This is a genomic window from Corynebacterium tuberculostearicum (assembly GCF_030229345.1).
Lineage (GTDB): Bacteria > Actinomycetota > Actinomycetes > Mycobacteriales > Mycobacteriaceae > Corynebacterium > Corynebacterium tuberculostearicum_G.
Map to the genome: position 1 here is coordinate 25,861 of NZ_JASPGP010000009.1, position 25,653 is coordinate 51,513.

The 25,653-nt window shown below is 58.7% G+C and carries 25 protein-coding genes and 7 tRNA genes; 25 read left to right on the forward strand and 7 right to left on the reverse strand.

Annotated elements, in window-relative coordinates; translation table 11 throughout:
* Position 1 precedes the first annotated feature (1 nt).
* A complete protein-coding gene (locus QP884_RS07325; protein ID WP_370658398.1) occupies positions 2-661 on the reverse strand; it encodes a DUF3000 domain-containing protein in 660 nt (219 codons plus the stop codon).
* Positions 662-807: 146 nt separating this feature from the next.
* Between QP884_RS07325 and hemQ the strand changes: the two genes are divergently transcribed.
* Entirely contained in the window at positions 808-1,509 is a 702-nt protein-coding gene (hemQ, locus tag QP884_RS07330) for a hydrogen peroxide-dependent heme synthase (RefSeq protein WP_239235202.1), read from the forward strand.
* Positions 1,510-1,622: 113 nt separating this feature from the next.
* On the opposite strand, the gene msrB is transcribed toward hemQ, so the two are convergent.
* The 5 genes from msrB to QP884_RS07355 form a co-directional block, all read right to left on the reverse strand.
* Complete coding sequence (gene msrB / locus QP884_RS07335; RefSeq protein WP_005325013.1) at positions 1,623-2,045, reverse strand: peptide-methionine (R)-S-oxide reductase MsrB; 423 nt, start codon at positions 2,043-2,045, stop codon at positions 1,623-1,625.
* A 9-nt stretch (positions 2,046-2,054) separates the two neighbouring features.
* Entirely contained in the window at positions 2,055-3,206 is a 1,152-nt protein-coding gene (locus QP884_RS07340; RefSeq protein WP_284821533.1) for a glycosyltransferase family 87 protein, read from the reverse strand.
* An 18-nt stretch (positions 3,207-3,224) separates the two neighbouring features.
* Positions 3,225-3,911: a pyrimidine reductase family protein gene (locus QP884_RS07345; protein ID WP_284821534.1), complete on the reverse strand. Its 687-nt coding sequence runs from the start codon at positions 3,909-3,911 to the stop codon at positions 3,225-3,227.
* A 72-nt stretch (positions 3,912-3,983) separates the two neighbouring features.
* Positions 3,984-4,886, reverse strand: a complete 903-nt coding sequence (locus QP884_RS07350) for a DMT family transporter (protein WP_284821535.1) — start codon at positions 4,884-4,886, stop codon at positions 3,984-3,986.
* Between the two features lie 73 nt (positions 4,887-4,959).
* Positions 4,960-5,031, reverse strand: a tRNA-Val gene (locus QP884_RS07355).
* A 245-nt stretch (positions 5,032-5,276) separates the two neighbouring features.
* Here QP884_RS07355 and QP884_RS07360 point away from each other — a divergent pair.
* The 15 genes from QP884_RS07360 to QP884_RS07430 all read left to right on the forward strand — a co-directional run bounded on the left by QP884_RS07360 (position 5,277) and on the right by QP884_RS07430 (position 14,440).
* A tRNA-Gly gene (locus QP884_RS07360) sits at positions 5,277-5,352 on the forward strand.
* 47 nt (positions 5,353-5,399) lie between these two features.
* Positions 5,400-5,471 (forward strand) — tRNA-Val (locus QP884_RS07365).
* Between the two features lie 38 nt (positions 5,472-5,509).
* Positions 5,510-5,585: transfer RNA gene (locus QP884_RS07370), tRNA-Gly, on the forward strand.
* 30 nt (positions 5,586-5,615) lie between these two features.
* Positions 5,616-5,686, forward strand: a tRNA-Cys gene (locus QP884_RS07375).
* Positions 5,687-5,713: 27 nt separating this feature from the next.
* A tRNA-Val gene (locus QP884_RS07380) sits at positions 5,714-5,785 on the forward strand.
* Positions 5,786-5,829: 44 nt separating this feature from the next.
* Positions 5,830-5,905, forward strand: a tRNA-Gly gene (locus QP884_RS07385).
* Between the two features lie 294 nt (positions 5,906-6,199).
* Positions 6,200-6,766, forward strand: a complete 567-nt coding sequence (locus QP884_RS07390; protein ID WP_284821536.1) for a copper resistance CopC family protein — start codon at positions 6,200-6,202, stop codon at positions 6,764-6,766.
* Positions 6,766-7,347, forward strand: coding sequence for a copper chaperone PCu(A)C (locus tag QP884_RS07395; protein WP_284821537.1), 582 nt, complete (start codon positions 6,766-6,768; stop codon positions 7,345-7,347). Before QP884_RS07390 ends, QP884_RS07395 begins: the two co-directional genes overlap by 1 nt.
* Before the next feature lie 2 nt (positions 7,348-7,349).
* On the forward strand, positions 7,350-8,576 hold the full coding sequence (locus QP884_RS07400) for a Dyp-type peroxidase (protein ID WP_284821538.1): 1,227 nt from the start codon (positions 7,350-7,352) through the stop codon (positions 8,574-8,576).
* Between the two features lie 77 nt (positions 8,577-8,653).
* Positions 8,654-10,717 carry a threonine--tRNA ligase gene (thrS, locus tag QP884_RS07405; protein ID WP_005325005.1) on the forward strand — a complete coding sequence of 688 codons (2,064 nt, stop codon included), beginning with the start codon at positions 8,654-8,656 and terminating at the stop codon, positions 10,715-10,717.
* A gap of 46 nt (positions 10,718-10,763) precedes the next feature.
* The gene (locus tag QP884_RS07410) at positions 10,764-11,303 is read left to right on the forward strand and encodes an HIT family protein (RefSeq protein WP_284821594.1); all 540 of its coding nucleotides are present in this window, start codon (positions 10,764-10,766) and stop codon (positions 11,301-11,303) included.
* Positions 11,296-11,901, forward strand: coding sequence for a phosphatidylinositol phosphate synthase (gene pgsA / locus QP884_RS07415; protein WP_284821539.1), 606 nt, complete (start codon positions 11,296-11,298; stop codon positions 11,899-11,901). Before QP884_RS07410 ends, pgsA begins: the two co-directional genes overlap by 8 nt.
* 39 nt (positions 11,902-11,940) lie before the next feature.
* A complete protein-coding gene (locus tag QP884_RS07420) occupies positions 11,941-12,876 on the forward strand; it encodes a phosphatidylinositol mannoside acyltransferase (protein WP_284821540.1) in 936 nt (311 codons plus the stop codon).
* On the forward strand, positions 12,876-13,979 hold the full coding sequence (locus QP884_RS07425) for a glycosyltransferase family 4 protein (RefSeq protein WP_284821541.1): 1,104 nt from the start codon (positions 12,876-12,878) through the stop codon (positions 13,977-13,979). The genes QP884_RS07420 and QP884_RS07425 overlap by 1 nt, the downstream gene beginning before the upstream one ends.
* On the forward strand, positions 13,979-14,440 hold the full coding sequence (locus tag QP884_RS07430; RefSeq protein ID WP_284821595.1) for a hypothetical protein: 462 nt from the start codon (positions 13,979-13,981) through the stop codon (positions 14,438-14,440). The genes QP884_RS07425 and QP884_RS07430 overlap by 1 nt, the downstream gene beginning before the upstream one ends.
* 21 nt (positions 14,441-14,461) lie before the next feature.
* Here the strand turns inward: QP884_RS07430 and QP884_RS07435 are convergent, their stop codons facing one another.
* Positions 14,462-15,799: a DUF2029 domain-containing protein gene (locus QP884_RS07435; protein WP_284821542.1), complete on the reverse strand. Its 1,338-nt coding sequence runs from the start codon at positions 15,797-15,799 to the stop codon at positions 14,462-14,464.
* 181 nt (positions 15,800-15,980) lie between these two features.
* On the opposite strand from QP884_RS07435, the gene QP884_RS07440 reads away from it, so the two are divergent.
* From QP884_RS07440 to QP884_RS07480, 9 genes are all read left to right on the forward strand, one after another.
* On the forward strand, positions 15,981-16,853 hold the full coding sequence (locus QP884_RS07440) for an acyl-CoA thioesterase (protein WP_284821543.1): 873 nt from the start codon (positions 15,981-15,983) through the stop codon (positions 16,851-16,853).
* Between the two features lie 93 nt (positions 16,854-16,946).
* A complete protein-coding gene (locus QP884_RS07445; protein WP_150851185.1) occupies positions 16,947-17,702 on the forward strand; it encodes a YebC/PmpR family DNA-binding transcriptional regulator in 756 nt (251 codons plus the stop codon).
* 178 nt (positions 17,703-17,880) lie between these two features.
* Positions 17,881-18,447 (forward strand): crossover junction endodeoxyribonuclease RuvC, encoded by a 567-nt coding sequence (gene ruvC, locus QP884_RS07450; protein ID WP_284821544.1) that lies wholly within the window; start codon positions 17,881-17,883, stop codon positions 18,445-18,447.
* Between the two features lie 34 nt (positions 18,448-18,481).
* Positions 18,482-19,099: a Holliday junction branch migration protein RuvA gene (ruvA, locus tag QP884_RS07455; RefSeq protein ID WP_284821545.1), complete on the forward strand. Its 618-nt coding sequence runs from the start codon at positions 18,482-18,484 to the stop codon at positions 19,097-19,099.
* 22 nt (positions 19,100-19,121) lie between these two features.
* The gene (ruvB, locus tag QP884_RS07460; RefSeq protein WP_179386579.1) at positions 19,122-20,201 is read left to right on the forward strand and encodes a Holliday junction branch migration DNA helicase RuvB; all 1,080 of its coding nucleotides are present in this window, start codon (positions 19,122-19,124) and stop codon (positions 20,199-20,201) included.
* A 74-nt stretch (positions 20,202-20,275) separates the two neighbouring features.
* Positions 20,276-20,635 (forward strand): preprotein translocase subunit YajC, encoded by a 360-nt coding sequence (gene yajC, locus QP884_RS07465; protein WP_284821546.1) that lies wholly within the window; start codon positions 20,276-20,278, stop codon positions 20,633-20,635.
* Positions 20,636-20,873: 238 nt separating this feature from the next.
* Entirely contained in the window at positions 20,874-22,766 is a 1,893-nt protein-coding gene (secD, locus tag QP884_RS07470) for a protein translocase subunit SecD (RefSeq protein WP_284821547.1), read from the forward strand.
* A 2-nt stretch (positions 22,767-22,768) separates the two neighbouring features.
* Positions 22,769-23,929: a protein translocase subunit SecF gene (secF, locus tag QP884_RS07475; RefSeq protein ID WP_284821548.1), complete on the forward strand. Its 1,161-nt coding sequence runs from the start codon at positions 22,769-22,771 to the stop codon at positions 23,927-23,929.
* A gap of 236 nt (positions 23,930-24,165) precedes the next feature.
* Positions 24,166-25,650, forward strand: coding sequence for an ABC transporter substrate-binding protein (locus QP884_RS07480; RefSeq protein ID WP_284821549.1), 1,485 nt, complete (start codon positions 24,166-24,168; stop codon positions 25,648-25,650).
* Positions 25,651-25,653 lie beyond the last annotated feature (3 nt).

A 25,653-nucleotide genomic window follows, 5' to 3' on the forward strand; every position in this document is an offset into this window, starting at 1 on the left:
ATTAGCGGCCGAGCTCGGTGACGCCCTCAGGGGGTAGTCCGGCAACGTTGGCCAATACCTGGGCAAAGGCCTGCACGTGGGGTGCGAGATCGAGGCCTTCGGCAGTCCACGAAGCGCGCATTTCGATCTGGTAGGCGCGCGGTGGCCCGCCAATCTCGCCAAAACGCACGGACGCGGTGGAGGTGACGGTGCCGCCCAAATTGGTGTGGTCGGCTCCTTCCTTTTCCAGGCCTTCATTGAGCCATTGCCACGCCACATCAGGCAAGAGCGGGTCGCCTGCTACGGCATCGTCCATATCCGCCTGGATATAGGCCACAAGGCGCATGGCGCCCTCCCAAGCTTCCTCAGCGCCCGGATCGTGGAGCAGGATGAGGCGGCCAAAGGCGTCGCCCTCTGCATCGGTGGGCACGATATCTGGGTCGTCTTCGTTTCCCACTTCGAGGCCGATTGCGTGGCTAAACGGCGCAAGGCGTTGCGGTGGGCGAATGGAGCCTAGGGTGATCTCAGGGCGCAGGTCGGCCGCGTGCATGGACTCCACTGCTTGGGTGAAAGCGGCGGGGGTAGCTGGCTCGTGGCTTTCCGCCTGCCCGTGCAAAGGGGTGGGGGCGGAGGCCTCGGCGCTGCGTGGGGTGGTCGATTCGGAATTGCTCACGACGTTCAAGCTATAGTTTCGCGTCCTCTAGCTGGGGGAGGCGCGCCGATGCGGAGGCGTGTCGTCCTCCTTATGGTCGAGAAGTGACAAGGTTTCATATCCAACTTATGATGGATGTGTTCGTTAACCCAAAGGCTTCTGCAAAGGAGAACGCAATGGCGAAGCTTGATTACAAGGAACTCAACGCGGTTCAGCAATATTCCCAGCACGCAGTTTTTAAGGTGATTCCGGGCGCGCTCGGCACCGAGCGAGCGGAGATCATCGCCCAAGCGCAGGAGTTCTTTGCCGGCGTGGAAAAGGCCGGAAAGGTAACCGTGCGCGGCATTTACGACCTCACGGCTATGCGCGATTCCGCCGACTTCATGATCTGGTGGCACGCCGAGGAATTCTCTGACCTACAAAAGGTCTTCGGGGACTTCCGCCGCGAGACCACCCTGGGCCAAGTCAGCGAAGTGACCTGGGTGGGCAATTCCTTGCACCGTCCAGCAGAGTTCAATAAGTCCCACCTGCCCTCCTTCATCATGGGTGAGGAGCCGAAGGAGTGGATCTCGGTATACCCCTTCGTGCGCTCTTATGACTGGTACACCATGGATGATGAAAAGCGCCGCCGCATCCTCATGGAGCACGGTATGCAGGCCCGCGACTACCCCGATGTCCGCGCAAATACCGTCCCAGCCTTTGCCCTGGGTGACTACGAGTGGATTTTGGCCTTTGAGGCGGATGAGCTCCACCGCATCGTCGACCTGATGTACCTGATGCGCTACACCGAGGCCCGCCACCACGTGCGCGAGGAGATTCCTTTCCACACCGGCCGCCGCGTCAAGGACGTAGCAGAGCTCATCGCAGTACTGCCCTAAAAGAAACGTCGCCCAGCAGTAGCCCTGCTTGGCGACGTCCCCACTTAGCCGCGCCCCGTCACTAGCCTGCACGTTAGGCTGCTGACGGGGCGCCCTTTCTTCTGCATGCCTCCTTAGGCGGTGCCATCTTCTACCGGCTTTTCCTCCAAGTCCAGGCAGATGGAGTTGATGCAATAGCGCAAGTCGGTGGGGGTATCGTAGCCCTCACCCTCAAAGACGTGCCCCAGGTGAGATTCGCAGTTGGCACACAGAACCTCTACGCGGCGCATGCCTAGCGAATTGTCTTCGCGCTCAATGATTTTGTCCCCTGCGAGTGGGGAGAAAAAGGAAGGCCAGCCGCAGTGGGACTCAAACTTTTCGGTGGAGCGGAAAAGCTCCGTTCCACACGCGCGGCAAGAATAGACCCCTTCGGTGGTGGTATTGGTGTACTCGCCTACGTGGGGCGGCTCGGTGCCGGCTTCGCGCAGGACGTAGTATTCCTCGGGGCTTAAGCGCTGGCGCCATTCGGTATCGGCAATGAGCTTGAAATCGGTCATGGGCCGAGTCTAAACCGTGCTGCGCGCGGCACGCCACCAGCCGGCAACCGTAGCGAAAATTGCGACGATAAGCAGCGCCCATCCCGCCGTGGCCGTGAAAAAATTCATCCACCGACCAGCATCCGGGTGCGCTGTAGACACCCAGGAAACGGGAGCCAAATAGAGAAAGGCTGCAAACCACGCGCCCGCGGAATGGAAAACCGAACGCTTGAGCACCACGGTAAACATCAATGGGAATAGCCACATGGAGTAATACTGCTGGCCAAGGGAAGACAGGAAGAAGATACCCACCATGATCGCCCCGCTCGTCGTCAGTGCCCACAAGGTCGGGTCGGAGTTGCGCCAGCGCAAAAGGCCGAGAATCGCTGCGGCCGAAAGCGCGGCAAAAATCAACCACACGGTCCAATACAGTCCCGCGCCAAAGTCAACGTAGGCGTGGAAGCCTGCCCAGGAAGAATTGGCATAGTCACGGGTTTCTGAGAGGTAGGGCAGGAGCTTATCCACAAAGCCGCTAGCGCCTGGAACGAACGGCCACGCTAGAAGGTTGAGAACTACCGGTACGCCGATGCCGGTAGCAAGACTGCGCCATTGCAGCTCGACCAAGGGCAGGAAGAGCAATGGCGCAAATTGCGGCTTAATGACGATGGCCAAGCCAATGACTACGCCTGCCACCCAGCCCAGCCATGGGGTGCGCTCGGCGCGCACGAAAGCCCACAAGAACACGGCCATGCATAGCAAGAGAATGCCGTTGATATTGGTAAAAGCGAGCGTATTGGTCACCGATTCCGTGACAAAGGCCAAAGCGATAGATACTGGCCACACTGCCGAAGTAAGTTTACGGCCCACCGCAAGGGTGAGCACCGCTAGCGCTGCCACAATTGCAGCCGCGTTGGCGACGATGAATAGTCCTCGTGCCAGCGAAAAATCGATGTGCGCTAGCGGTGCGAGCAGCAGCGTGGCCCCCGGGGTATACAGGTACAGCGGGTCAACGTGGTTATAAGCCTGCTCATAGACCGGCTGGCCAGTGGACATGCGTGCCACAGCGTTATACACGGTGGTGAAATCATCCGTCGGCGTGCCATTGCGCGCGATGATGAAAACGCGATGCACAACAAGCAGGATGGCCACGGGCCAGGCGGCGGCATTGATTCGGGAATTCACGGCCCCTTAGTCTACGGCCTAGCGGGCGCGGGAATACCGCAGAAACACCGTGCCATCCTGATCGGCCGCGACATTTTCTAACTGCATGCGGCGATGGGAATGCTCGCCCTTAAAGGTCGCCATGGGAGTTTCCACGCCGGTAGATAGATGTGGGTCCAGGGTCAAATACATCTGGTCGATGGCATCGACATCTACCAACTGCCCGATCATTCCTGGCCCGCCCTCGCAGAGCACGCGCTTAAACCCGCGGTCCTTTAAGACGGAAATGTAGTCCTGCACGGTTCCTTCGCCAGCATCGCAGACTTCCGCGCCCGTGGATTCGATGGTCGCGATGCGCTTTGCGAGCTCTTGATTGTCCCGGCTGCTATGGGGGATCAGGATGATGGGCGGGGTAGTAAAATCCGTGAAGAAGTCCGAGGTGATATCGAAATCAAGGCCGCGGGAAGGCACGGCAATAGGAGCCGGCCGCGAACCATCCCCGTTAGGTTTTACTCCGGAGTAGTCCTCCGCGCGCACCGTTTGCGCACCCACCAACACGACGTCTGCCCAGTTACGTAGAGCAGTAAAAAGCTGCCCATCAGTGTCATTTCCCATGTCTTCGGATACATGGTTCATGGTCGCCGATCCTGTTAGTGTGCTGACCATATTCGTGCGGACGGTGAATACATCACCGGAATCGGGGCCCAATAGCGAAGAGATATCCATGCCTTCCCAGCCTAGTCAAGGCACCAGATACCCAGCACGGCAAAGTACCGGGCATAGCCACAGGAGAGGAGCTTACACCAGGCGGATGAGTATTACGCCAACCAAGATCACTGCAATGCCGGCTACCTGGCGCATGGCGACGCGGGCACCCCGCATCCGATCAATGAGCACGGAGCCCAACATGGAACCAAGAAGGGTTGCCACCACAGTAAGCCCAGTGCCAATCTGCGGTACTAAGGCCGCGTTGCCAAAGACAAACAAGGCTCCCAAGGCGCCGCCTGCCCACATCCACCACGGGTTAGCCTTTCCCTCGGGACGCTCAATGCGAGGGCGCCAGCGCAAAACAATATTGAGCATTACGAGCGCGGAAACGCCAATGCTAAAAGACACCAAAGCCGCACTAACGGGCGACCCGGTAATCTGGCCCAGGTGGCCGTTAATGGCGGATTGGCTTGCGGTAAAGCAACCAAAGACAAAGCCTGCGAGGCGCCACAGCCACAACGCCATAGCGCTGTCTTCTTGCTTCGTTGGCGCGCCGGGGCTGGCGACAATAGAAATCACTCCACCGAGAACAACTAGTGCCCCTAGAGTGCGAATCAGGGACAGTGGGGAAGTGGGGGAGTCAAACAGTCCAAAGTGGTCGATGACAAGGCCCATCATGATTTGGCCCGCGATGGGAAGGACTGCGGTCTGGACCGCGCCCAGATGAGGAAACAACAGGATATTTCCAGTAAGCGCAACCACGCCGAGCAGGCCACCGAACCAAACCCACAGCGGTTCCCCAAAGGCACGGGAAATGCCAAACTCGCCGCCGGTGACGGCTGTTGCAATGACAAGCAACGTCAACGTGCCCACGGCAAACGAGATGAGCGACGAGGAAAACGGCGTGCCAGTAGATGCGCGAAGGCGCGTATTAACCAGGGTCTGAACGGGCAGAACGAGTCCGGCGATAATACCTAAGAGAATCCACAACACGTTGGGACACTTTACAGGCATATAAAGAAACCCGCCCAAGCCCCTTTGGAGTGGAGCGGTGGGCGGGAAATTGTGGTCCTAACTGGGATTGAACCAGTGACCTTTCCGGTGTGAACGGAACGCTCTCCCACTGAGCTATAGGACCTTGCGGTGGCTAAATCTACACCGCACTAAATTCAAACACCTAATTGGCTGGGCAGGAGTGCGCATCAAGGGGAGGCGGCCTGCGGTCCACTATCTTGGGAGAATCACACCAGTGTGTTTTGAGATGGCCCGAATGTGAAAAATCGGTGCCAGAAAGAATGCCGCTGGGCTGGGGATTTGGAAACTGGCGCGGAGCACGATAATGTTTCTTCTCGCACCGCAACGGTACAAAGTTTGCGGGGCAATGCGGATGTAGCGCAGTTGGTAGCGCATCACCTTGCCAAGGTGAGGGTCGCGAGTTCGAGTCTCGTCATCCGCTCCACGCTTTTCTAGGGTTTCGCCCGTGAAGAGTGATTCTAAATGAATAGCGCGCGATTAGCTCAGTGGGAGAGCGCTTCCCTGACACGGAAGAGGTCACTGGTTCAATCCCAGTATCGCGCACAAGGACTTTGTCCTAGAAACCGGGCCTGGTTTCGCATGCGGATGTAGCGCAGTTGGTAGCGCATCACCTTGCCAAGGTGAGGGTCGCGAGTTCGAGTCTCGTCATCCGCTCCAGCACTGTATTGTGTGAGGCGGTATCGCCACGGTGGAATGGCCGAGTGGTGAGGCAACGGTCTGCAAAACCGTGCACACGGGTTCGATTCCCGTTTCCACCTCAACTTCTTAATGCCTTCGGGCATTAAGCGCGATTAGCTCAGTGGGAGAGCGCTTCCCTGACACGGAAGAGGTCACTGGTTCAATCCCAGTATCGCGCACGAGAGTCCTCTTTGGGACTCTGCAACAAACTCCGGTTTGTTATGCGGATGTAGCGCAGTTGGTAGCGCATCACCTTGCCAAGGTGAGGGTCGCGAGTTCGAGTCTCGTCATCCGCTCCACATAGCCGCTCCAGAAATGGAGCGGCTTTTTCTATGTCTGCATGTGGCTGTTTACCGGTTTGCTCTTCTGTGACCCCACTTCGAGGCATCTAGGGGTGCGAAAATTCACCATTGAATAACCTTGCCTTAAATAGTGATAAATACCTCTTTTTATTTCTGAAAAGGAACTCATTCCCAGTTCGCGCCGACAAATGACTCGACGCGCTGCTTATCGCGATTGCCGCTCCGGCAAACCGCGCGGCTAGTATGTCTGACAATTCAACTTGTGCATTTTCAACACAAAAGGAGCTATCTATGGGCTACCGCGTACCTTGGCTGCGCCGCACGGCGTCAGCAGTCGGCACTGCAGCACTGGTTTTGGGCGGGTCGATGCCGGCCGCCTTCGCGCACGATTCCGTTATTGGCGGTTCGGTCAAAGACGGTGACCAACTCGACGAGTTTCCTAAGGAAATCACCCTCGAGTTTTCTGGCATCCCCAAAGAAGACTTCAATACCTTTGCCGTGACTAACGCGGATACTGGTGAGAAACTCTTTAGCCAGGAACCAAAGCTTCATGAGCGGGATCTCACTATTGAAACTCCAGCGGACGTCCAACCTGGGCCGGGTAACTACCAGGTGGGCTTCCAGATCACGTCTTCGGATGGACACGCTACCCGCGGGGGAGTGGAATTCTCCGTCAAGGGTGACTCCACTGAGAGCACCGAGGCAGCTGCTGATGAATCGTCGTCCCAGGATGGAGATGAGGGCCTGCCGACCGCGCTGAAAATGATCTTGGGCGTAGGCGGCGTTTTGGCCATTGCCGCAGTGGTTGCCCTATTTATTGCCAAGTCTCGTCGCATTGATTCGGAAGGTGAAAAATAATGTCCAAGATTTCTAGCATCGCCCTTGTGGGCTTGACTGTGGCCGGCCTCGCCCTGGCGGGTTGCTCACCGCAAAACCAAAATGACTCCACCGAGTCGAAGACGGATGCTGTCACTAGCACAGGGGAAACAACCTCCGCTGCAGAATCTAGGGAACTGACGTTTGACGATGCCGTCGTGCGCGCTAATGAGGACAAGGACATGACCGCCATCTTTGGCACCCTGGTCAACCATTCCGAAAAGGACATCACCATCACTGGATTTTCCACCAGCCTCAATGCCAAGGTGAACCAGATGCATGAGACTGTCGATGGCAAAATGCAGGAAATGTCGAGCCCATTGGTAGTCAAGGCCGGCGAATCCCATGAGCTAGCACCTGGTGGTGACCACTTCATGCTCATGGAGATGGAAAACCACATCGCTCCCGGCGAATCCCTTGACCTCAAAGTGGAGCTAGAGGGCGGCGAAGAGCTCGATCTGGGCGAGATTCAAACGCGCAGCATGCCTGCCGGCGATGAGGACTACGGCGATATGGCAGGCCACGATATGGCAGGCCACGGTATGGAAGGCCACAACCACTAGCTATGTCTGGATTCAGCAGAAGGGGATTTCTCACCGGCGCTGCGGTATCGACCAGCGCCTTCGCGTTGGCTGGTTGCGCTGATCAGGGCTCTTCCCCGGATGCTCAGGCGCAGGATAGGCCCGCGCTTGCCGACGCCCTCGTGGCCTTCGACGGCGACCATCAAGCGGGTATCGCTACCGCAGCGCAGGCCCACCTGAATTTGGTGGGGTTTGACCTTAAAAGGGGCGTCGACAAGCGGGGGTTCGCCAGCCTCATGAAGCTGTGGACCGAGGACGCCCGCGCGCTGTGTACGGGGGAGGCGCCGCTGGGCACGCTAGAGCCGGAAATGGTGCAACAGCCTGCCAACCTGACTATCACCTGCGGCCTAGGCGAGAAGGTTTTTAACCTGCTCGGAGTGGACAAGCCCCAGTGGCTGGGAGATGTGCGTTCCTTTCAACGCGATGCGCTGGAGCCCAAGTGGGGACAAAGCGATATCGTCTTGCAGATCTGCTGCGATGACCCACTGATGAATACCTACGCCCTGCGGCACATGGTGCGCGCAGGCAAGCACTATGCCAGCGTGAAGTGGTTGCAGCAGGGCTTTATTAACGCCTACGGCAGCCAGGACAAGGGCGCCACCGCGCGCAATATGTTCGGACAAAAGGACGGCACTGTTAACCCGCGCAGCGAGGAAGACTTCGCAGACCAGGTATGGATCGATAAGGGACCGCAGTGGGCCAATGGGGGAACGGCGATGGTGGTACGCCGCATCCGCATGAACGTGGATACATGGGAAAAGCTGGATCGCTCTTCCCGCGAGAACGCTATCGGCCGCAAGCTCGATACCGGCGCCCCACTTACCGGCAAGGACGAATTCGACGCTGCGGATTTCGATGCGGTAGATGACTATGGACTGCCGGTTATCGATAAAAACTCGCACATGGCCGTGGCCGCCCCGCCCGCTGACCACCCGGAGCAGCGCATCCTACGCCGCCCGTATAACTATGAGTTAGCTCCCGATGGCAAGGACGGGCAGCTATCCAATATTGGGCAGGTTTTTATCTGCTACCAGCAGGATCCCACCCAGCAATTTGAGCCTATCCAGGCCCGATTGGATGAATCCGACCTAATGAATGAATGGCTAACCCATATCGGCTCCGCTATGTATTTCTGTCCGCCGGGCACCCGCGATGCCGATGGGCGCGAGTCTTGGTGGGCAAAATCGCTCTGCGAGCATGCGGGGTTGTAGAATGGCTATCCGTAAATTTAAATAGCGGACGCGGCCAGGTATGCCGCCGACGCACGAGCGCATAAAGGAGCGCGATTATGGCGGAACTCATCCCCGCAGTACCGGTCAATTACGATTCCTTCACCGTGCCCGCCGGCCAGGCCGTGGGCGCAGCAATGCGAGAGCTCAACCTTCCCAATAAGGGCCCTGAGGCTGTCGTAGTCGTTCGCGGTGAGGACGGCACTCTCTTTGATTTGTCGCACACCCCAGACACGGAGTCCACCTTCACCCCGGTTGCCGCCAGCGAGGAAGACGGCCGCGCCGTCATCCGCCACTCCTGCGGTCACGTTATGGCCCAGGCCGTGCAGGCCGAATTCCCCGGCACCAAGCTCGGCATCGGCCCGGCCATTGAGAATGGCTTCTACTTCGATTTCCAAACCGCCGAGCCTTTCACGCCGGAAGATCTCAAGGCGATTGAAAAGCGCATGAAGAAGATCATCAAGGGAGGCCAGCGCTTTGAGCGCCACGTCTATGAATCCGCGGAGGAAGCGGAAAAGGCCCTCGCCGAGGAGCCTTTCAAGCTCGAGCTGGTCCAGGACAAGGGCAATGTTGACCCTGACTCCGACGAGGCCGCAGAGGTCGGGTCCGGCGATCTCACCCACTATGACAACATCAACCCGCGCACCGGGGAGGTAGAGTGGTTCGACCTCTGCCGCGGCCCGCACGTGCCAACCACCAAGTACATCCCGGCCTTCACGCTGACCCGTTCTTCTGCTGCCTACTGGCGCGGCGACCAGTCCAAGGCTGGCCTGCAGCGCATTTACGGCACCGCTTTTGAGTCCAAGGAGGCGCTGGAGGCCTACCAGACCATGGTCGAAGAGGCTGAAAAGCGCGACCACCGCCGCCTGGGTCAGGAACTAGATCTCTTCTCCTTCCCGGATGAGATTGGCTCCGGCTTCCCGGTATTCCACCCGAATGGCGCGACCGTGCGCATGGAGATGGAAAACCACTCCCGCAACCGCCACGTACAGGCTGGGTACTCCTTTGTTAATACCCCGCATATCACCAAGGGTGACCTATTCAAGAAGTCTGGCCACCTGGACTTCTACGCCGACGGTATGTTCCCGCCGATGCAGCTCGATGGCGAGTATGACGAAGAGGGCAATACCGTCAAGGAGCCGCAGGACTACTACGCCAAGCCTATGAACTGCCCGATGCACAACCTGATTTTTGCATCCCGTGGTCGTTCCTACCGCGAGCTTCCGCTGCGTCTATTTGAGTTCGGTACCGTCTACCGTTACGAAAAGTCTGGCGTGGTCCACGGTCTGACCCGTGCCCGCGGCTTTACCCAGGACGATGCCCACATCTACTGCACCGAAGAGCAGCTGGAAGAAGAGCTAACCAAGGTCCTCGACTTCATCATTTCCTTGCTGAAGGACTACGGACTGTCTGACTTCTACCTGGAGCTTTCCACCAAGGACCCGAATAAGTTCGTCGGTTCTGATGAGATCTGGGAGCGCTCTACGTCTATCCTGCAGTCGGTCGCAGAAAAGTCCGGCTTGGAGCTGGTTCCGGATCCCGCAGGTGCAGCCTTCTACGGCCCGAAGATTTCTGTGCAGGCGCGCGACGCCATCGGCCGTACCTGGCAGATGTCTACCGTGCAGTTGGACTTCAACCTGCCGGAGCGCTTCGAGCTGGAATACACCGCGTCGGACGGCACTAAGAAGCGCCCAATCATGATTCACCGTGCGCTCTTCGGCTCCATCGAGCGATTCTTCGGCGTCCTGCTGGAGCACTACGCCGGTGCGTTCCCAGCATGGCTGGCACCGCACCAAGTGGTGGGCATTCCGGTGGCTGATGAATTCTCCCCGCACCTCGAAGAGGTTGCCGCCCAGCTGCGTCAGAAGGGTATCCGCGCCGATGTGGACACCTCTGATGACCGCATGCAGAAGAAGATTCGCAACCACACCACCGGTAAGGTTCCCTTCATGCTGGTGGCTGGCGCGCGCGACGTAGAAGCTGATGCCGTGTCCTTCCGCTTCCTCGATGGCACCCAGGTCAATGGTGTGCCGGTAAAGGAAGCCGTGGAGCTCATCGCCGCATGGGTGGCAGAGCGCAACAACGAGCAGCCGACCGAAGAGCTCATCAGTGCCCGACGCTAAAGAGACCCACGAAACTGACAGCTCCGCCGTCGCTGAAAACCAAGCGGTGGCGGAGACCTTCGTTGACTCAGGTGCTGGCGAGCCGGACCGTCTTGAGCGGTTATGGGCGCCTTATCGCATGGCCTATATTGCCAAGCGCTCTAAAGACCCCTTCGTGGAGGCCCCGAAGAGTAGCGACGAAGATGGGCTCATCATTGCTCGCGGCAAAACCGTGTATGCCTTGTTGAACCTGTTTCCGTATAACGCCGGGCACCTCATGGTGGTGCCGTATCGCAAGGAATCGCAGCTGGAGAACCTCACGCAAGAGGAATCGCACGAGTTGATGGCCTTCGCGCAAAAGGCGGTTCGAGTACTCAAACGGGTCTCACGCCCAGAAGCCATCAACGTAGGGCTCAACCTGGGTCGCGCTTCGGGCGGCTCGGTAGGGGATCACCTGCACCTGCATGTGGTGCCAAGGTGGCCCGGGGATAGTAACTTTATGACTGTCCTCGATGGGACTAAGGTATTACCGCAGCTTCTGCAGGATACGCGCCGCGTGCTGGCAGAAGGATGGCGCGAGATGGAAGAGGAGGATTCGCGTGCTTAGCGTGCATGGGCGAAAGCCCGCCGCCGTGGTGGTGGAACCTATAGCCAAGGCCTTTTTGAAGCTCGGCCTGACCCCGAATGTGGTCACGGTTGTGGGTACCATAGTCACCATTGCGATTTCGGTGATCCTCATTCCTACCGGCCACCTCTTTTCCGCTGCCGTTTTGTCCGGCCTCTTCGCCGCTTTCGACATGCTCGACGGCACCATGGCGCGCCTGAGCGGCAAGGCTACTGCCTTTGGTGCGACCTTGGATGCGTCCTGTGATCGCATCACCGATGGCGCATTGTTCAGTGCTATTGCATGGTGGCTGATTTATTCTGCGGATTCTTCCCGCATCACGGTTATTGCCTGCTTTGTCACCTTGGTATGTTCCCAGGTCATTTCCTATATCAAGGCTAGGGGAGAAGCGTCCGGATTCAAGATGGTCGGCGGCCTTATCGAGCGTCCCGAGCGGCTTATTTTGGCCCTGGGCGGCATCGGCCTCGAAGGCCTAGGAGTACCGCATGCCATTGAGGTTGCGCTGTGGATCTTGGCCGTGGGCTCCGTCTTTACCGTGTGCCAACGTATGGTTATCGCCGCCCGCCAGGAGCAGCAGTAGCTCATACTGCACCACCTAAAACCAGGAGGTTGTAACACCATGTGGGACAAAGAAGACCTCTCCGCGGCGGGTTACCTCGCGGGGTGGAAGGTGGTGCGCCGTCTGCCCGAGCCCATCGCGCGCACGCTTTTTCGCTGGGGTGCGGACTACGCAAGCGGCAACGGTCGCGGAATGGAGGGCTTGCGCCGCAACCTGGCGCGCGTGGTAGGCCCAGAAAACGTTACCCGCGCGTTGGTGCGCGATTCCGTGCGCTCCTATATGCGCTATTGGATGGAGGCTTTCCGCCTGCCAGCCATCCACGGTGATGCCGGGCTGCATGAGCGCTTGCTCAGTGGCTTGGAAGGCCTCGAGCATTTTGATGCTTCGGCTCAATCCGGGCGCGGCACCATTTTGGCGTTGCCGCATTCCGGGAATTGGGATATGGCGGGCGTCTTCCTCGTTGGCCATTATGGGCAGTTCACCACCGTTGCGGAGCGCCTTAAGCCCGCAGTGCTTTTCGACGCCTTTGTGGATTACCGCGAAACCCTTGGCTTTGAGGTTCTTCCCCTCACCGGCGGCGAATCCTCGCCTTTTGCCCGCCTCAAAGAGGTGCTGGAAGCCGGTGGCGTGGTCTGCCTGCTGGCTGAGCGCGACCTGACCCGAAGCGGCGTTACCGTGGATTTCATGGGGGAAAAGGCCAATATGGCCGCCGGTCCCGCACAGCTTGCTATAGAGACCGGCGCCGCCCTGCACGTGGTGCACTCGTGGTTTGAGGGCGAGGGTTGGGGGCTCTCTGTGTCTCCTGAGCTCGAGGTAACGGACCTGCAGGAGACAACTCAGCGCATGGCCAATGGCTTCGCCGCCAATATCCGCCGCCACCCGGAGGATTGGCATATGCTGCAGCCGCAGTGGAATGTGGACATAGAGAGGCGTCGGCAAGCGCGGGCAGCCAAAAATGCCCGCCACACCGGGCCATCGCAGGAAGGGGAGAGCTAGTGCGCATAGGAATCGTATGCCCCTACTCCTTCGATGAACCAGGCGGAGTTCAAGCCCATATCCTTGATCTAGCCACGGTTTTCATTGAGCAAGGGCACCATGTTCAGGTCATTGGCCCCGCTGCGGAATCCACCCAGCTGCCGGATTTCGTAGTCAAGGGAGGGCCGGCTTTCCCCATCGCGTATAACGGTTCGGTGGCGCGCCTGTCCGTGGGACCCCACGTCACGCGCAAGGTAAAGCAATTCATCATGGAGGGCGACTTCGATGTCTTGCACATCCATGAGCCTAACTCCCCGAGCTTTTCCATGACCGCGTTGGCCGTGGCCCAAGGCCCGCTGGTGGCGACCTATCACGCCTCTGCATCGAGCTCCCTGGTGCTGACTCTGGCCAAACCATTCCTCGTTCCCTTCTTGGAAAAGATCCGCGGTGGCATCGCGGTATCCGATATGGCGCGGCGGTGGCAGGTGGAGCAATTGGGCGGCGACCCGGTGCTCATTCCCAACGGCGTGGATACGTCGGTCTACGCGCAGGCTCGGCGCCGCAGCCCGGCCAAAGCCCCCGGCGATCCCTTGGAAGTTGTCTTCTTGGGACGGTTGGATGAACCGCGCAAGGGCCTCGATATCTTGCTGAGTGCGCTCCGCCAAGTACACCACGATATCCGCGTGACCATCATGGGCGGCGGCCGCGCCCGCGAGGTTGAGGGCGTGGATTTTGTGGGCCGGGTCAGCGACGCCGAAAAGGCGGAAATCCTGGGCCGTGCCGATGTCTACGTGGCCCCAAATACCGGTGGCGAAAGCTTCGGTATCGTGCTCGTAGAGGCTATGGCGGCCGGCGCGGCTGTTGTTGCTTCTGACCTCGAGGCTTTCCGTGCGGTGTGCAATGCCGATTCCGACGAGGTTGCCGGCGCGCTGTTCCGCAACGAAGACAGCGAGGATCTGGCTCGCGTCCTCAACGAGGTGCTTGATGACGCCGAGTATCGGGCCCAGTTGGTGCGCAATGGCGTCCAACGCGCCAGCACCTATGATTGGGACCATGTAGCGGCGGCCGTGATGCAGGTCTACGAGACTGTCCAAGACGGCACCAAGGTGAGGGTAAAGCGTTGATGGCCATTGAAATTGCCCTAGCCCTCTTCCTACTTATCATCGTAGGTTTGTGGGCGCTTTTTACCGCCCAGCGGCTCAACTCGCTGCACATCCGCACTGATGCCTCGCTTGCCCAGCTGCAGGCGGCACTAGACCGCAGGGCAGCGGTGACAGCGGCCGTTGCACCAGAGCTCGCGGCGCTAGCTCAACGGGCGGAATCTACAGAGCTCTATCAAGGACACTTCGAACCGCGCACGATGGCCGAGCGGGAACTTTCTGCCGCCATTGTGAGGGAGTTTCCTGCGGACCGTCGCCCTGCCGCGCTTGCCGACGCCGAGGGCCGCATCCAACTTGCCCACCGCTTCTACAACGAGGCGGTCAGCGACACTCGCGCGCTGCGCCTGCGCCCTGCGGTACGGCTCTTTCATCTGGGCGGCACCGCAAAATTACCGGAATATTTTGACTATATGTTGGCCGAGTAGCCAGCAGATCTACCTCAAGATTTAGGACGCAAGTGCGTGTCGGCCGCGTCGGCGGCGGAATACCGGCTTCGCCTCGGCGCTAGCGGCCGGGTCTTCCTCCGGGGCGTTAGGCGCTTGCTGCTGCGCCTGCGCCCGCTCGATCTTCGAAGCCAGAGCCACCTCGATTGCGAACCAGACAAGTGCGATGATGGCCATGACAACGATGAGGATATTGCGGGCCACCAATAGGTAGACGGCGAACATGTTCTCGCCCACGTGGTTCCAGATGTAGTCATAGTTGAATGGGTAGACCAAGGTGCCCAGCACAGCGGCGATGATGGTACAGCCTGCTAACAAGGCTTGGAATATCCGCACGGAGGCGAATCCTTGCGGCAGGCGCTGGCGGATCACCACGGCAAGTAAGGGGCCCAGCCAGACGATGTATTGCGGGGAGAAAACCTTATTGGTCGCAATGAGCAGTAGGACTATGACGGTAAAAAACGCCATGGTTGTGCGGGTGGTCCACCCGCCGGCACACAGCCGGTACAGCGCCCAGCCCACTGCGAAAACGAGCATGGCAATGGTGGCAATCGTGCTCCACGTCATTGCGGTATCTACGCCAGGCCCGGAAATCTCAAAGCTCTTGGACGGCGCGTAGCCCAGGTGCCAGCGCCCTGGAGAGTGATGTGCTTGCAGCAGCAGGAACGTCGCCGGGATGGACTCCAACTGGAGACCGCGCACGCCCTGATAACTCAGCGGTGAAAGCAGGCGGTCGGTACCGGAGGCGGCAATCGTGACGGTGCAGACCCCGACGATGGTGCAGAAGAAGGCAAGGAGGCGCTGCCAGGTTGCGGATCTGTTGAAGCGGCCCACTAAGCCGGCAGCGAGGACTCCCGGCCAAAGCTTCATCGTGGTGGCAAAGCCCAGTACCGCCGAGGCGATGAGCGGGCGGGTAGCTAGAAGGGCAGCTGCCCCGGCCACGGCTAGGGCGGGGAATATATCGAGACGCCACACAAAGGTGTGGCCAGCTGCGGTGCCAAAGAGGACCCAGAACCAGGCGGCCTGGAAACTGCGCGGTTGAGTCGCGTGGTGACGCAGAAGGAGGGCTAAAAAGGCGGCGTCCACTAGCAGGGTCATGATGGTGAAGCCGATATAGAATGCAGTGATATTCTCACCGGTGAGCCACCCCAAAAGCACCGTGGGCCACGTGCCCGCGTGAGGGTATTCGGTCATCTTTGTCGGGTCATCGCCAAAGCGTCCAGCAAAATAATATGCGATATCGCCCCTGGGATTGTGGTTAATCTTGAGTAGGTAAATAAGGACAAGGCGGGCGATGACCCACCCAACCCATACTGCTGGAACAGAAGCGATGCGTTTCACCCGAAAGACTTTATTCAATGCGCGCCTACTTCGGTAGCGGACATAGTTTCTTCTAGAAAATTCCTCCACTTTTGCGCCCAGAAGTGGGGACGAATTGGAAAAACAAACTGTCGGCTTGTCCGGTGAGTAGTGTGGACAGCAAACGCTGGAAGAAGTGACGTAGAGCATAGGGAGCGTGCAGATGGCATCCATTCGCGAGGTCTTGGCCGTCGAGGAAACGAAAATGGCCGATGTCTTTAAAGGCCCTGCTGTGGAGTCGCGGATTGAGCGTACCTTCGGCGGGCAGATTGCTGCGCAAGCAGTGGCCGCAGCCCGGCGCACTGTGTCCGGCAAAGACATCCACTCCCTGCATGGTTACTTTGTAGGCCCTGGCGATGTGAGCCGGCCGATTGAGATCCGGGTCGAACGCATTCGGGAGGGGAGATCCTTTGCCAACCGGCAGGTGCGTGTCTACCAGGGTGACGTGCTCCTTTTTACTCTCATGGCTAGTTTTCACCGCGACGGCGACTATGGTCCGCAGCATCAGGACGCCGCGCCGAAGGTGCCAGGGCCGGAGGAAGTAGCTCGGATGGGCGGTGGTGCCCCGTATTCCACCCGGATCATCCTCAAAGAGTGGGAGGAGTGGGATATTCGCCTCGTGCCGGAAGAAGGCCGCGATCCGGTGGCTGCAGAGCGCACCGGTGCAGGCTATCGGCATATCTGGTTCCGCAACACAGGTCATCTCCCGGCGGATTCTGCCTTTCACCGCGCTGCGCTGACCTATATGTCTGATATGACGCTGATTCGCTCCGCGCTTATTCAGCATCAGGGAGAGAAAGTGCAATTGGCCAGCCTTGACCATGCGATATGGTTCCTGCGCCCCTTCCGCGTGGATGAGTGGTTGCTGTATGAGCAGGTATCACCCACGGCGTCGAATGCAACGGCGGTTGCGCGTGGCAAGATTTTTACCGAGCAGGGTGAATTGGTGGCGTTGGTGAATCAAGAGGGGCTTACACGTTACTTAGATGAAAATTTGGGCAGCGGCTCTGCCCATGGCAATTGGCACAACGTATAAGAACGTCCCGCTTATAAGGGGGTCGCTTTCACGCATTCGTGCAGCACACGTATAATTGCCACCAGTTTCAGCACCCGATTAGAAAGGGACTACATGTCAGGCCACTCGAAATGGGCAACTACCAAGCATAAGAAGGCTGCCAACGATGCCAAGCGTGGCAAGGAATTTGCCAAGCTGATCAAGAACATCGAAGTGGCGGCTCGTACCGGCGGTGGTGACCCAGCGGCTAACCCAACCCTTGATGACATGATCAAGAAGGCCAAGAAGGCCTCCGTCCCCAATGACAACATTGAGCGTGCTCGCAAGCGCGGTTCCGGTGAAGAGGCCGGCGGCGCCGATTGGGAAACCATCATGTACGAGGGCTACGGCCCCAACGGCGTAGCCATGCTCATTGAGTGCCTTACGGATAACCGCAACCGTGCGGCGACCGACGTGCGCACTGCGATGTCCAAGAACGGCGGCAACCTGGGTGAGTCCGGCTCTGTTGCCTACATGTTCACCCGTACCGGCTACGTCTTGGTAGAAAAGGGCGAGCTAACGGAGGATGACGTCTTGATGGCCGTGCTGGAAGCAGGCGCGGAAGAGGTCAAGGACCAGGGCGAGAAGTTTGAGATTGTTTGCGCGCCGACGGACGTGCAGGCAGTCAAGGACGCGCTCAAGGACGCCGATATTCAGGTCGATGACTCCGACAATGACTTCCGTGCGTCTGTCGAGGTACCGCTGGAGGCCAATGACGCCAAGAAGATTTTCCGCCTCATCGACGCCTTGGAAGACTCCGACGATGTGCAAAACGTCTACACCAATATGGATCTCTCCGATGAGGTTCTAGCCGAGCTGAACGAGGACTAACCACCTCGCCGCAAGGACGGCTCTTAGCGCCGGTAGCGCTCCGTGGGTATAGCCCAGGAGACGTTGCCGGCGCTTCGTTATGCGAAAGCTGGATGCTACGCTTGTAGAACACCTGTGTGTAGTCCATAATGGGGCAGTAGGCGGTGCTCAGTGGTGCCAACATGACAATGGGGGAGAGATGAACCTAGAAGGAATGCGCGTGATGGGAATTGACCCAGGCTTGACGCGCTGCGGACTTTCCGTGGTTCAGGCTGGTCGTGGCCGAGCAATCCTTCCCGTTTCTGTCGGCGTGGTGCGCACCCCTAGCGATAAGGACTTGACGGAGCGCCTCCTGCGCCTTTCGGTGGCGGCGAAAGAGTGGATGGATGACTATTCGCCAGATGTGGTTGCGATCGAGCGCGTCTTCGAACGCGGCCAGGTGTCCACAGTCATGCAAACGGCCCATGTAGTTGGTGTGCTGGTGTTAGCTGCCGCCGAACGCAATATTCCGGTCTACATGTACACCCCGTCCGAGGTGAAAAAGGCCATCTCTGGAAACGGGCGCGCGGATAAGAAGCAGATGACCACCATGATCACCCGTATTCTGGGATTGACTGAACCGCCCAAGCCTGCCGACGCCGCCGACGCTCTTGCGTTGGCAGTGTGCCACTGTTGGCGTGCCCCTGCCATTGTGCGGATGGACCATACCGGTCTCGGGCTTGGTGCTAAGACCAGCGGCGTACGCGGGCAAGGAAAGAAGCGCTAGGGAATTTTACTGAGAGTGGAAGGATAAGAAGCCAATGATTGCTGCACTGCGTGGAGAAGTTATCCATATTGGGCTCGACCATGGGGTTATCGACTGTGCAGGCGTGGGGTACAAGTTTTTAGCCACCCCAAAAACGCTGGGCACCTTGCGCCGCGGGGAACAGGCCAGGGTTCTGACCAACTTGGTGGTCAAGGAAGATTCTCTGACTCTCTATGGCTTTAGCGCTGATGAAGACCGCGAGATGTTCCACGTGCTGCAATCCGTGTCCGGCCTAGGTCCCAAGCTGGCCCTGGCGGCGCTGTCGGTTATGGGTGCAGGGGAGCTCGCTGCGGCAATTGGTGGGGAAGATGTAAAGGCGCTGCAGTCTATCCCGGGCGTCGGCAAGCGTATGGCCCAACGCTTGGCGCTGGAGCTGAAAGATAAGGTAGCGGCCTTTGCGCCAAGCGAGCCCGCCGCCGCAGGCTCCGTTGATACCGCCGTCGCGCCGAACGGTGGTGCCGTGGTGGAAAGCGTGACTGAGGCACTCATTGGTCTTGGGTTTACCGATAAGGGAGCGCGCCCCGTGGTGGAATCCGCCTACGCGGAAAATCCCGATGCCGATACGTCCTCTCTCTTGCGTGCAGCGCTGGCGCAGCTGGGCAAGAAGAAATAACCGGCAGGAAGGCTGAAAAATCATGTCCGATATTGAGCGCACCGAGTTCAATCTCCCTGAGGGGGTCGACGCGGCGCACGCCACCCAGCGCAATAGCGATGTGGATGCCACCGCACACTCCGAGGAGCATGATATTGAACGCTCCTTGCGTCCCAAGTCGCTCGAGGAGTTCATCGGCCAACCCAAGGTGCGCGAGCAGCTCTCCCTTGTGCTCAAAGGCGCTAAGAACCGTGGTGTGACGCCCGACCACGTTTTGCTTTCGGGGCCGCCCGGTTTGGGCAAGACCACTATGGCGATGATTATTTCCCAGGAGCTGGGCACCTCGCTGCGTATGACTTCTGGGCCCGCTTTGGAGCGCGCCGGTGATTTGGCCGCAATGCTTTCCAACCTGATGGAAGGCGATGTCCTATTCATCGATGAGATCCACCGCATTGCCCGGCCAGCAGAAGAAATGCTGTACATGGCAATGGAGGACTTCCGCATTGACGTCATCGTGGGCAAGGGACCTGGTGCTACTTCTATTCCGCTAGAGATTCCGCCATTTACCCTAGTTGGCGCGACTACGCGCGCCGGCATGCTCACCGGCCCATTGCGCGACCGCTTCGGTTTCACTGCGCAGATGGAGTACTACGACACGGCCGATCTCACCCAGGTGATCAAGCGCGCCGCCCACATCTTGGACGTGGAAATTGACCACGATGCGGCTGTAGAAATTGGCTCTCGTTCGCGCGGAACCCCGCGTATTGCTAACCGTTTGCTGCGCCGCGTTCGTGACTATGCCGAGGTCAATGGCACCGGGCTGATTGATCTCAGCGCAGCCCAGGGAGCGCTCGAAGTATTCGACGTGGATGACATGGGACTTGACCGCCTCGACCGGGCGGTGCTCAATGCCTTGATTAAGGGGCACGGCGGCGGACCGGTTGGCGTGAGCACGCTGGCCATTGCAGTGGGCGAGGAACCCTCGACTGTCGAGGAGGTGTGTGAGCCTTACCTGGTGCGTGCCGGGATGGTTGCGCGCACTGGACGCGGCCGCGTAGCTACCGCTGCAGCATGGCGGCACCTAGGGCTTACCCCGCCGGAGGGTGCAGCCGGTCTGTTTTAATTCAGGGGCTAGCCTGCTTGGCGATGCCCCCTTGGGGTTTCTGTGCACACCGCCGTCTGGCACACTAGGGTGCTATGGAAATCATCATTCTCATCATTATTGGCATCCTCTTCGTCGTTCCCTCGTTTATGGCCATGCGAAAGCAGCGCCAGCGCCAAAATGAGATGCAGGCCCTCCAGAATTCCCTGCAGCCGGGCGACGCCATCGTTACGGCGGGCGGCGTGCACGGCGTGGTGCGCAGCACTGGCGACAAGGATGTGGATCTAGAAATCGCCCCTGGTGTGGTGGTTACTTTTGACAAGATGGCCGTGATTCGCACCGAACAAGAGGCCAATGACCTGGCGCGTCCCGCTGCTGGGGAAGACAAGAATGATGCGGCAGATAACCTGCCAGATGAGAAATACCCTCCGTTTGACGGCCAGGAGAAGAAATAGTCCGCTATTTCCTAAGAGTTGCCTTAACGTTTGCTAGAGAGGCGGGGCCTTCGCGGAGCGTAGACCCCGTCACACTTTGAGTCTTTTCCGGACCTCGTTAAGGAAAACTCCGCCTGATGACGTACGATTGTGCGTTGTTGACGTGCCTGCGCCGTATGGCGGGGCCGTATTTAATGTTTAAACACCCTGTTATAAGCAGCACAGGAGATTATCGTTGTCCGCAAAAACCCGTGGCGCTATGAAAAATAGCAAACGCCAGTGGCCGAAGCGCGCGCTCGCGCTCTTCGTGCTCATTGTGGTTGTTATCTATGCGCTTATCTTTTTAACTGGTAGCCGTCAAAGCACCCCAAAGCTTGGCATCGACTTGCAGGGCGGTACCCGCGTAACGCTGGCGCCGCAAGGCGAGGAACCCACCCAAGACCAACTCAAGCAAGCACGCAACATTTTGGAACAGCGTGTTAACGGCATGGGTGTTTCTGGTTCTGAGGTTGTCATCAACGGCAATACCCTGGTCATTACCGTGCCAGGTGAGGACGCCTCCCAGGCACAGGCCGTGGGCCAGACCTCGCAGCTGTTCTTCCGTCCGGTGGCAAAGCCCTCCATGCCGGACATGGAAAAGCTCAATAAGGAGCTGGAAGATATGGCCAATCGCTGGGTGAAGTACGACGTACTCAGCGCAGACGAGGCCAATAAGCAGATGGAACAGATGACCCAGTCCATCGCTCAGCAAGAAGCACAGATGACTGGCAAGGAGCCAAAGAAACAGAAGGCTCCTAAGGTCAGCGCCAAGCCGCTTGAGGAGCCAAGCAACTCCATTGAGCAGACTAAGCGCCGTGATGAAGTCACGGAGATGCTCCTGAAGGACCGTCAGTCCGAGGACCCGACCACCCAGGCAGCAGCCACCGCGCTGATGACCTGCCAGGGCAGCAGCGACCCACTGGCCGGCGCCGATGATCCTGCAAAGCCATTTGTTACCTGTGACTACTCCAACGGCAACCCGTACGTTCTGGAGCCCGCACCGCTTCTCAATGGCATCAAGGACGAAAACGGCACCCGCCTCACCGGTAACGAGATTGACACCAATTCTCCGATCGAAGGCGGCCTGAACGGTCAATCCGGTCAGATGGAGATCAACTTCTCCTTCAAGACCGGTGATGGCCCGAACGGTTCTCAGACCTGGGCGGACCTGACCCAGGAACACTTAAAGGACCAGGTAGCCATCACCCTTGACTCTGGGGTTATTTCCGCACCGTTCATTCAGGGCGCAACCCCAGTTGGTTCTGCTACCTCCATTACTGGTGACTTTAGCCAGGAAGAGGCACAAAACCTGGCTAATAACCTGAAGTATGGCGCACTGCCGTTGTCCTTCGCCGGTGAAAATGGCGAGCCAGGCGGCACCGTAGAGTCCATTCCGCCAACACTGGGTAAGGCCGCTCTGCAGGCCGGCCTCATTGCAGGCCTCGTTGGCCTGGTACTCGTGATGGCCTATTCGCTGTACTACTTCCGCGCGCTTGCCGGCGTATCCCTCATCTTCCTCATTGCCTCTGGCCTCCTGACCTATGGCTCCCTGGTTCTGCTGGGTCGCTGGATCGGTTATTCGCTGGACCTTTCCGGCATCGCCGGTCTGGTCATCGGTGTGGGCGCAACCGCTGACTCCTTCGTGGTCTACTACGAGCGCATCAAGGACGAGCTCCTCGAGGGACGCACCTTCCGCTCCGCTACGCAAAAGGCGTGGGAGCGCGCTCGTGCCACCATTGTGACCGGTAACGCGGTGACCCTGATTGGCTCTGTTGTGGTCTACTTCCTCGCCATCGGTGAGGTGAAGGGCTTCGCCTTTACCATGGGCCTGACCACCGTCTTCGACCTGATCGTATCCTTCTTGGTCATGGCGCCGCTGATGCAGATGGTGGGCCGACGTCCGGCTGCCGCTAAACCTTCGATGAATGGCCTCGGCGGTATCTACGCACTGGTGGAAGAGCGCCGTGAGCGCGGCTACTTTGGCTCGGGACGTCGTCAAGCGAACGCTGCTGAATCCGCGAGTGCAAAGGAGCCAGCCACCAAGGAAACGGCAGGCCATTCTGCCGCAGGAACCGCACGTCCCGTAGATGCTGCGGAAGATGAGGAGAAATAAGCATGGCTGTTTCGACTAAGCACAAGATTTCCCGGATGGACCGCCTCTACGAGGACGAGCGCGGTTATGACTTCATTGGCCGCACCAAGCTGTGGTACGGCATCACTGCAGCACTAATCGTGGCAGCAGTGGCCGCGATCCTCATTCGTGGTTTCTCGCTCTCGATTGACTTCGAAGGTGGCACCACGTTGTCGATGCCGGCAGGCGACCTCAAGGAAGATGAGGTAAGCCAAGTCTTCGAAGACTCCACCGGTGTAGAACCCGAGCAGGTTCACATTGTGGGCGCTGGCGATTCCGAGACCTTGGAAATCGTTTCTGAGCGCTTGAGCCAAGAGGACGTGAATGCGGCCCGCGCGGCTATCTATGACAACTTCCAGCCGAAGGATGAAAACGGCAAGGCCACCCCGGATGCCATTGGCTCGTCCACGGTTTCCGAATCTTGGGGTTCTTCTATTACCCAGCGCATGCTCATTGCCATGCTGGTCTTCCTGGTAGCCGCGACCGTCTACGTGGCCATTCGCTTGCAGAAGACCATGGCTTTTGCCGCAATTATCGCGCTGATTGCAGACGGCGTGATCATCGCCGGTATTTACGCCCTGTTTGGCTTCGAAGTTTCCCCGGCCGTCATCATTGGTCTGCTTACCGTCCTGACCTTCTCCATGTATGACTCGGTCATCGTCTTTGACAAGATCAACGAGAACACGGAAGGCCTCGAGGGCCAGCGCAAGAAGACATTTGCTGAGCTGACAAACTTGGCTATTAACCAGACGGTCATGCGCTCGATTTCTACCTCGGTGATTTCTGCGCTGCCTATCATCGCGCTCTTCGTGGTGGCCGTGTGGCTCATGGGTATCGGTACCCTCCGCGATCTGGCGCTCATTCAGCTCATCGGCGTGGTCGAGGGTATTTTCTCCTCCATCTTCTTCGCTACGCCGCTGGTCGTGACCCTCGCCAACATGTCCAAGAGGATCAAGCGTCACAACAAGCGGGTCGCGGACTACCGTGCCGGCAAGGACCAGGATGCGGCAGCAGAATCCGGCGCAGCATCCTCCGGTCGCACCGTAGTCTCACCAGTGAGTGCACAGTCCACCCCGGCCGAGATCGACGATGATCCGTCCGAGTCCACTGGGCACCCTGGCGCAACCTGGCGCCCGGGCCGGTAGTCTCCGGTAGTAAGATTTTGGCGGAATTGTAGCTGAAGTGAGGGCAAATAACGGTGCTTAAATCAAAGAGCAGTTCTAGCGAACGTCAGTGGGGAAGGAAGGCCATTGCCTCGTGCGTTTCAGCTCTAGCTCTAGCTGCTTCTGCCTGTAGTGGGCAGGGCGGCGAAGAGGACTCGTCTAGTGCTCCCCAGGAGCCAGAATCCTATGGATACTTTGGCTACCAGGTAAATTCCCGCTTGGCCACCACTAATGCTGGCACCTCCTTTGGTGATGCTACCTCCGCCGGTTTGTTGTCTACGCGGCTTTATCCAGGCCTTTTTGTGCCCGGCCCTTCTGGCGAATTAATTCCCAACGCGGATCTAGTTGAGACCGAGGAGCTTCCGCCCGTTGCCGGCAGCGACCAGCGCAGTGTTCAGCTCACTTTGGAGGAGGATGCCGTCTTTTCCGATGGCACCCCCGTTACCTGTGACGACTACTTTTTGGCGTATGTGGCCGGTACTCATCCAGCTGAATTCGCCTCCCATATGCCGTTGATGAATGACATCGCAGATTTTAGCTGTGAGCCCCAAAGTAAATCGTTCACCTTGACCTTTAACAAGGATCAGGGACAGCGCTGGCGCCACATGTTTGGTGCCGGCACGGTCATGCCGGCCCATGCGCTGGCCAAAAAGTCCGGGTTGAGCATAGCCGAACTCAACACTGCACTGACAGTAGAAGACATGCAGGCGCTTGCGCCGGTTGCTAAGGAATGGCGCTATGGCTTTTCCGTGGCCAAGGATCAACTAGATCCCGAGCTGCAGGTCTCCTTTGGGCCCTATGTCATTGACAAGGTAGGCGACGAAGGGGAGATCATTCTCAAAGCAAACGAAAAGTACTTCGGAGACGCCCCGGTCGAGGATCATGTTGTGGTCTGGCCTTCGGATGCTGACGCACAGAAGCTTGCAGATAAAGGTGCGTTGCACGTAGTGGATGCCGCAAGTGAAAACCCTGACTGGCTGAACAGCACGAAGGACGAGGCAGGAGAGTCCTCCTACGAAGCCACTCCAATGGTTGGCGAGCTAACCGATACGCTCACGCTATCTGATGCCGGAGTATTCGCGGAGCCGTGGGCGCGCGAGAGCTTCGCTGCCTGCGTCGACCAGCAGGCGGTTGCGCAAGCAAGCTCTGCGGCCTCCGGCGTGGAGGTGCCACCGGCTTACCTGCGTACCGTTTCCGCGACCAACCCGGTCGCCGGCGGTCTAGACAAGGTGGGCAAGGAACACCAAGGCACCGATTTGGCCAAGGCCGGCGATCTCAACGGTACGACCATCAAGGTCGGTTATTTGGGGCCAGACAAACGCTACGCCGCCATGGTGGAACAACTTCGTGCATCCTGTGAGCCGGCCGGTATCACCATCGAAGACGCGTCTGCGGAGTTCATGTCCCAGCACTACTTGGAAATGGATCCGGAAACCTGGGCACCTACCGTCGATGCCTTCCTCGGGCCGGTCGATCCCCAGACGGAGTATTCCACGGTGGAGTCGAGCATGAAGAACTCTGCGGAGCTGAAGAAGACAGAAGAGGCTCTGTGGAAGGATGTGCCATCCATTCCTCTCTCAGCGCAGCCGCGGGTCTTCCTCGTCCGCCGCGACGTGGAAGGTGTCCTGCCGTACACTGGCGTCTCGGGCATCGGTTGGAATATGGATCGCTGGCACAGCACCGCCCCAACGGACAAGGAATAGGCC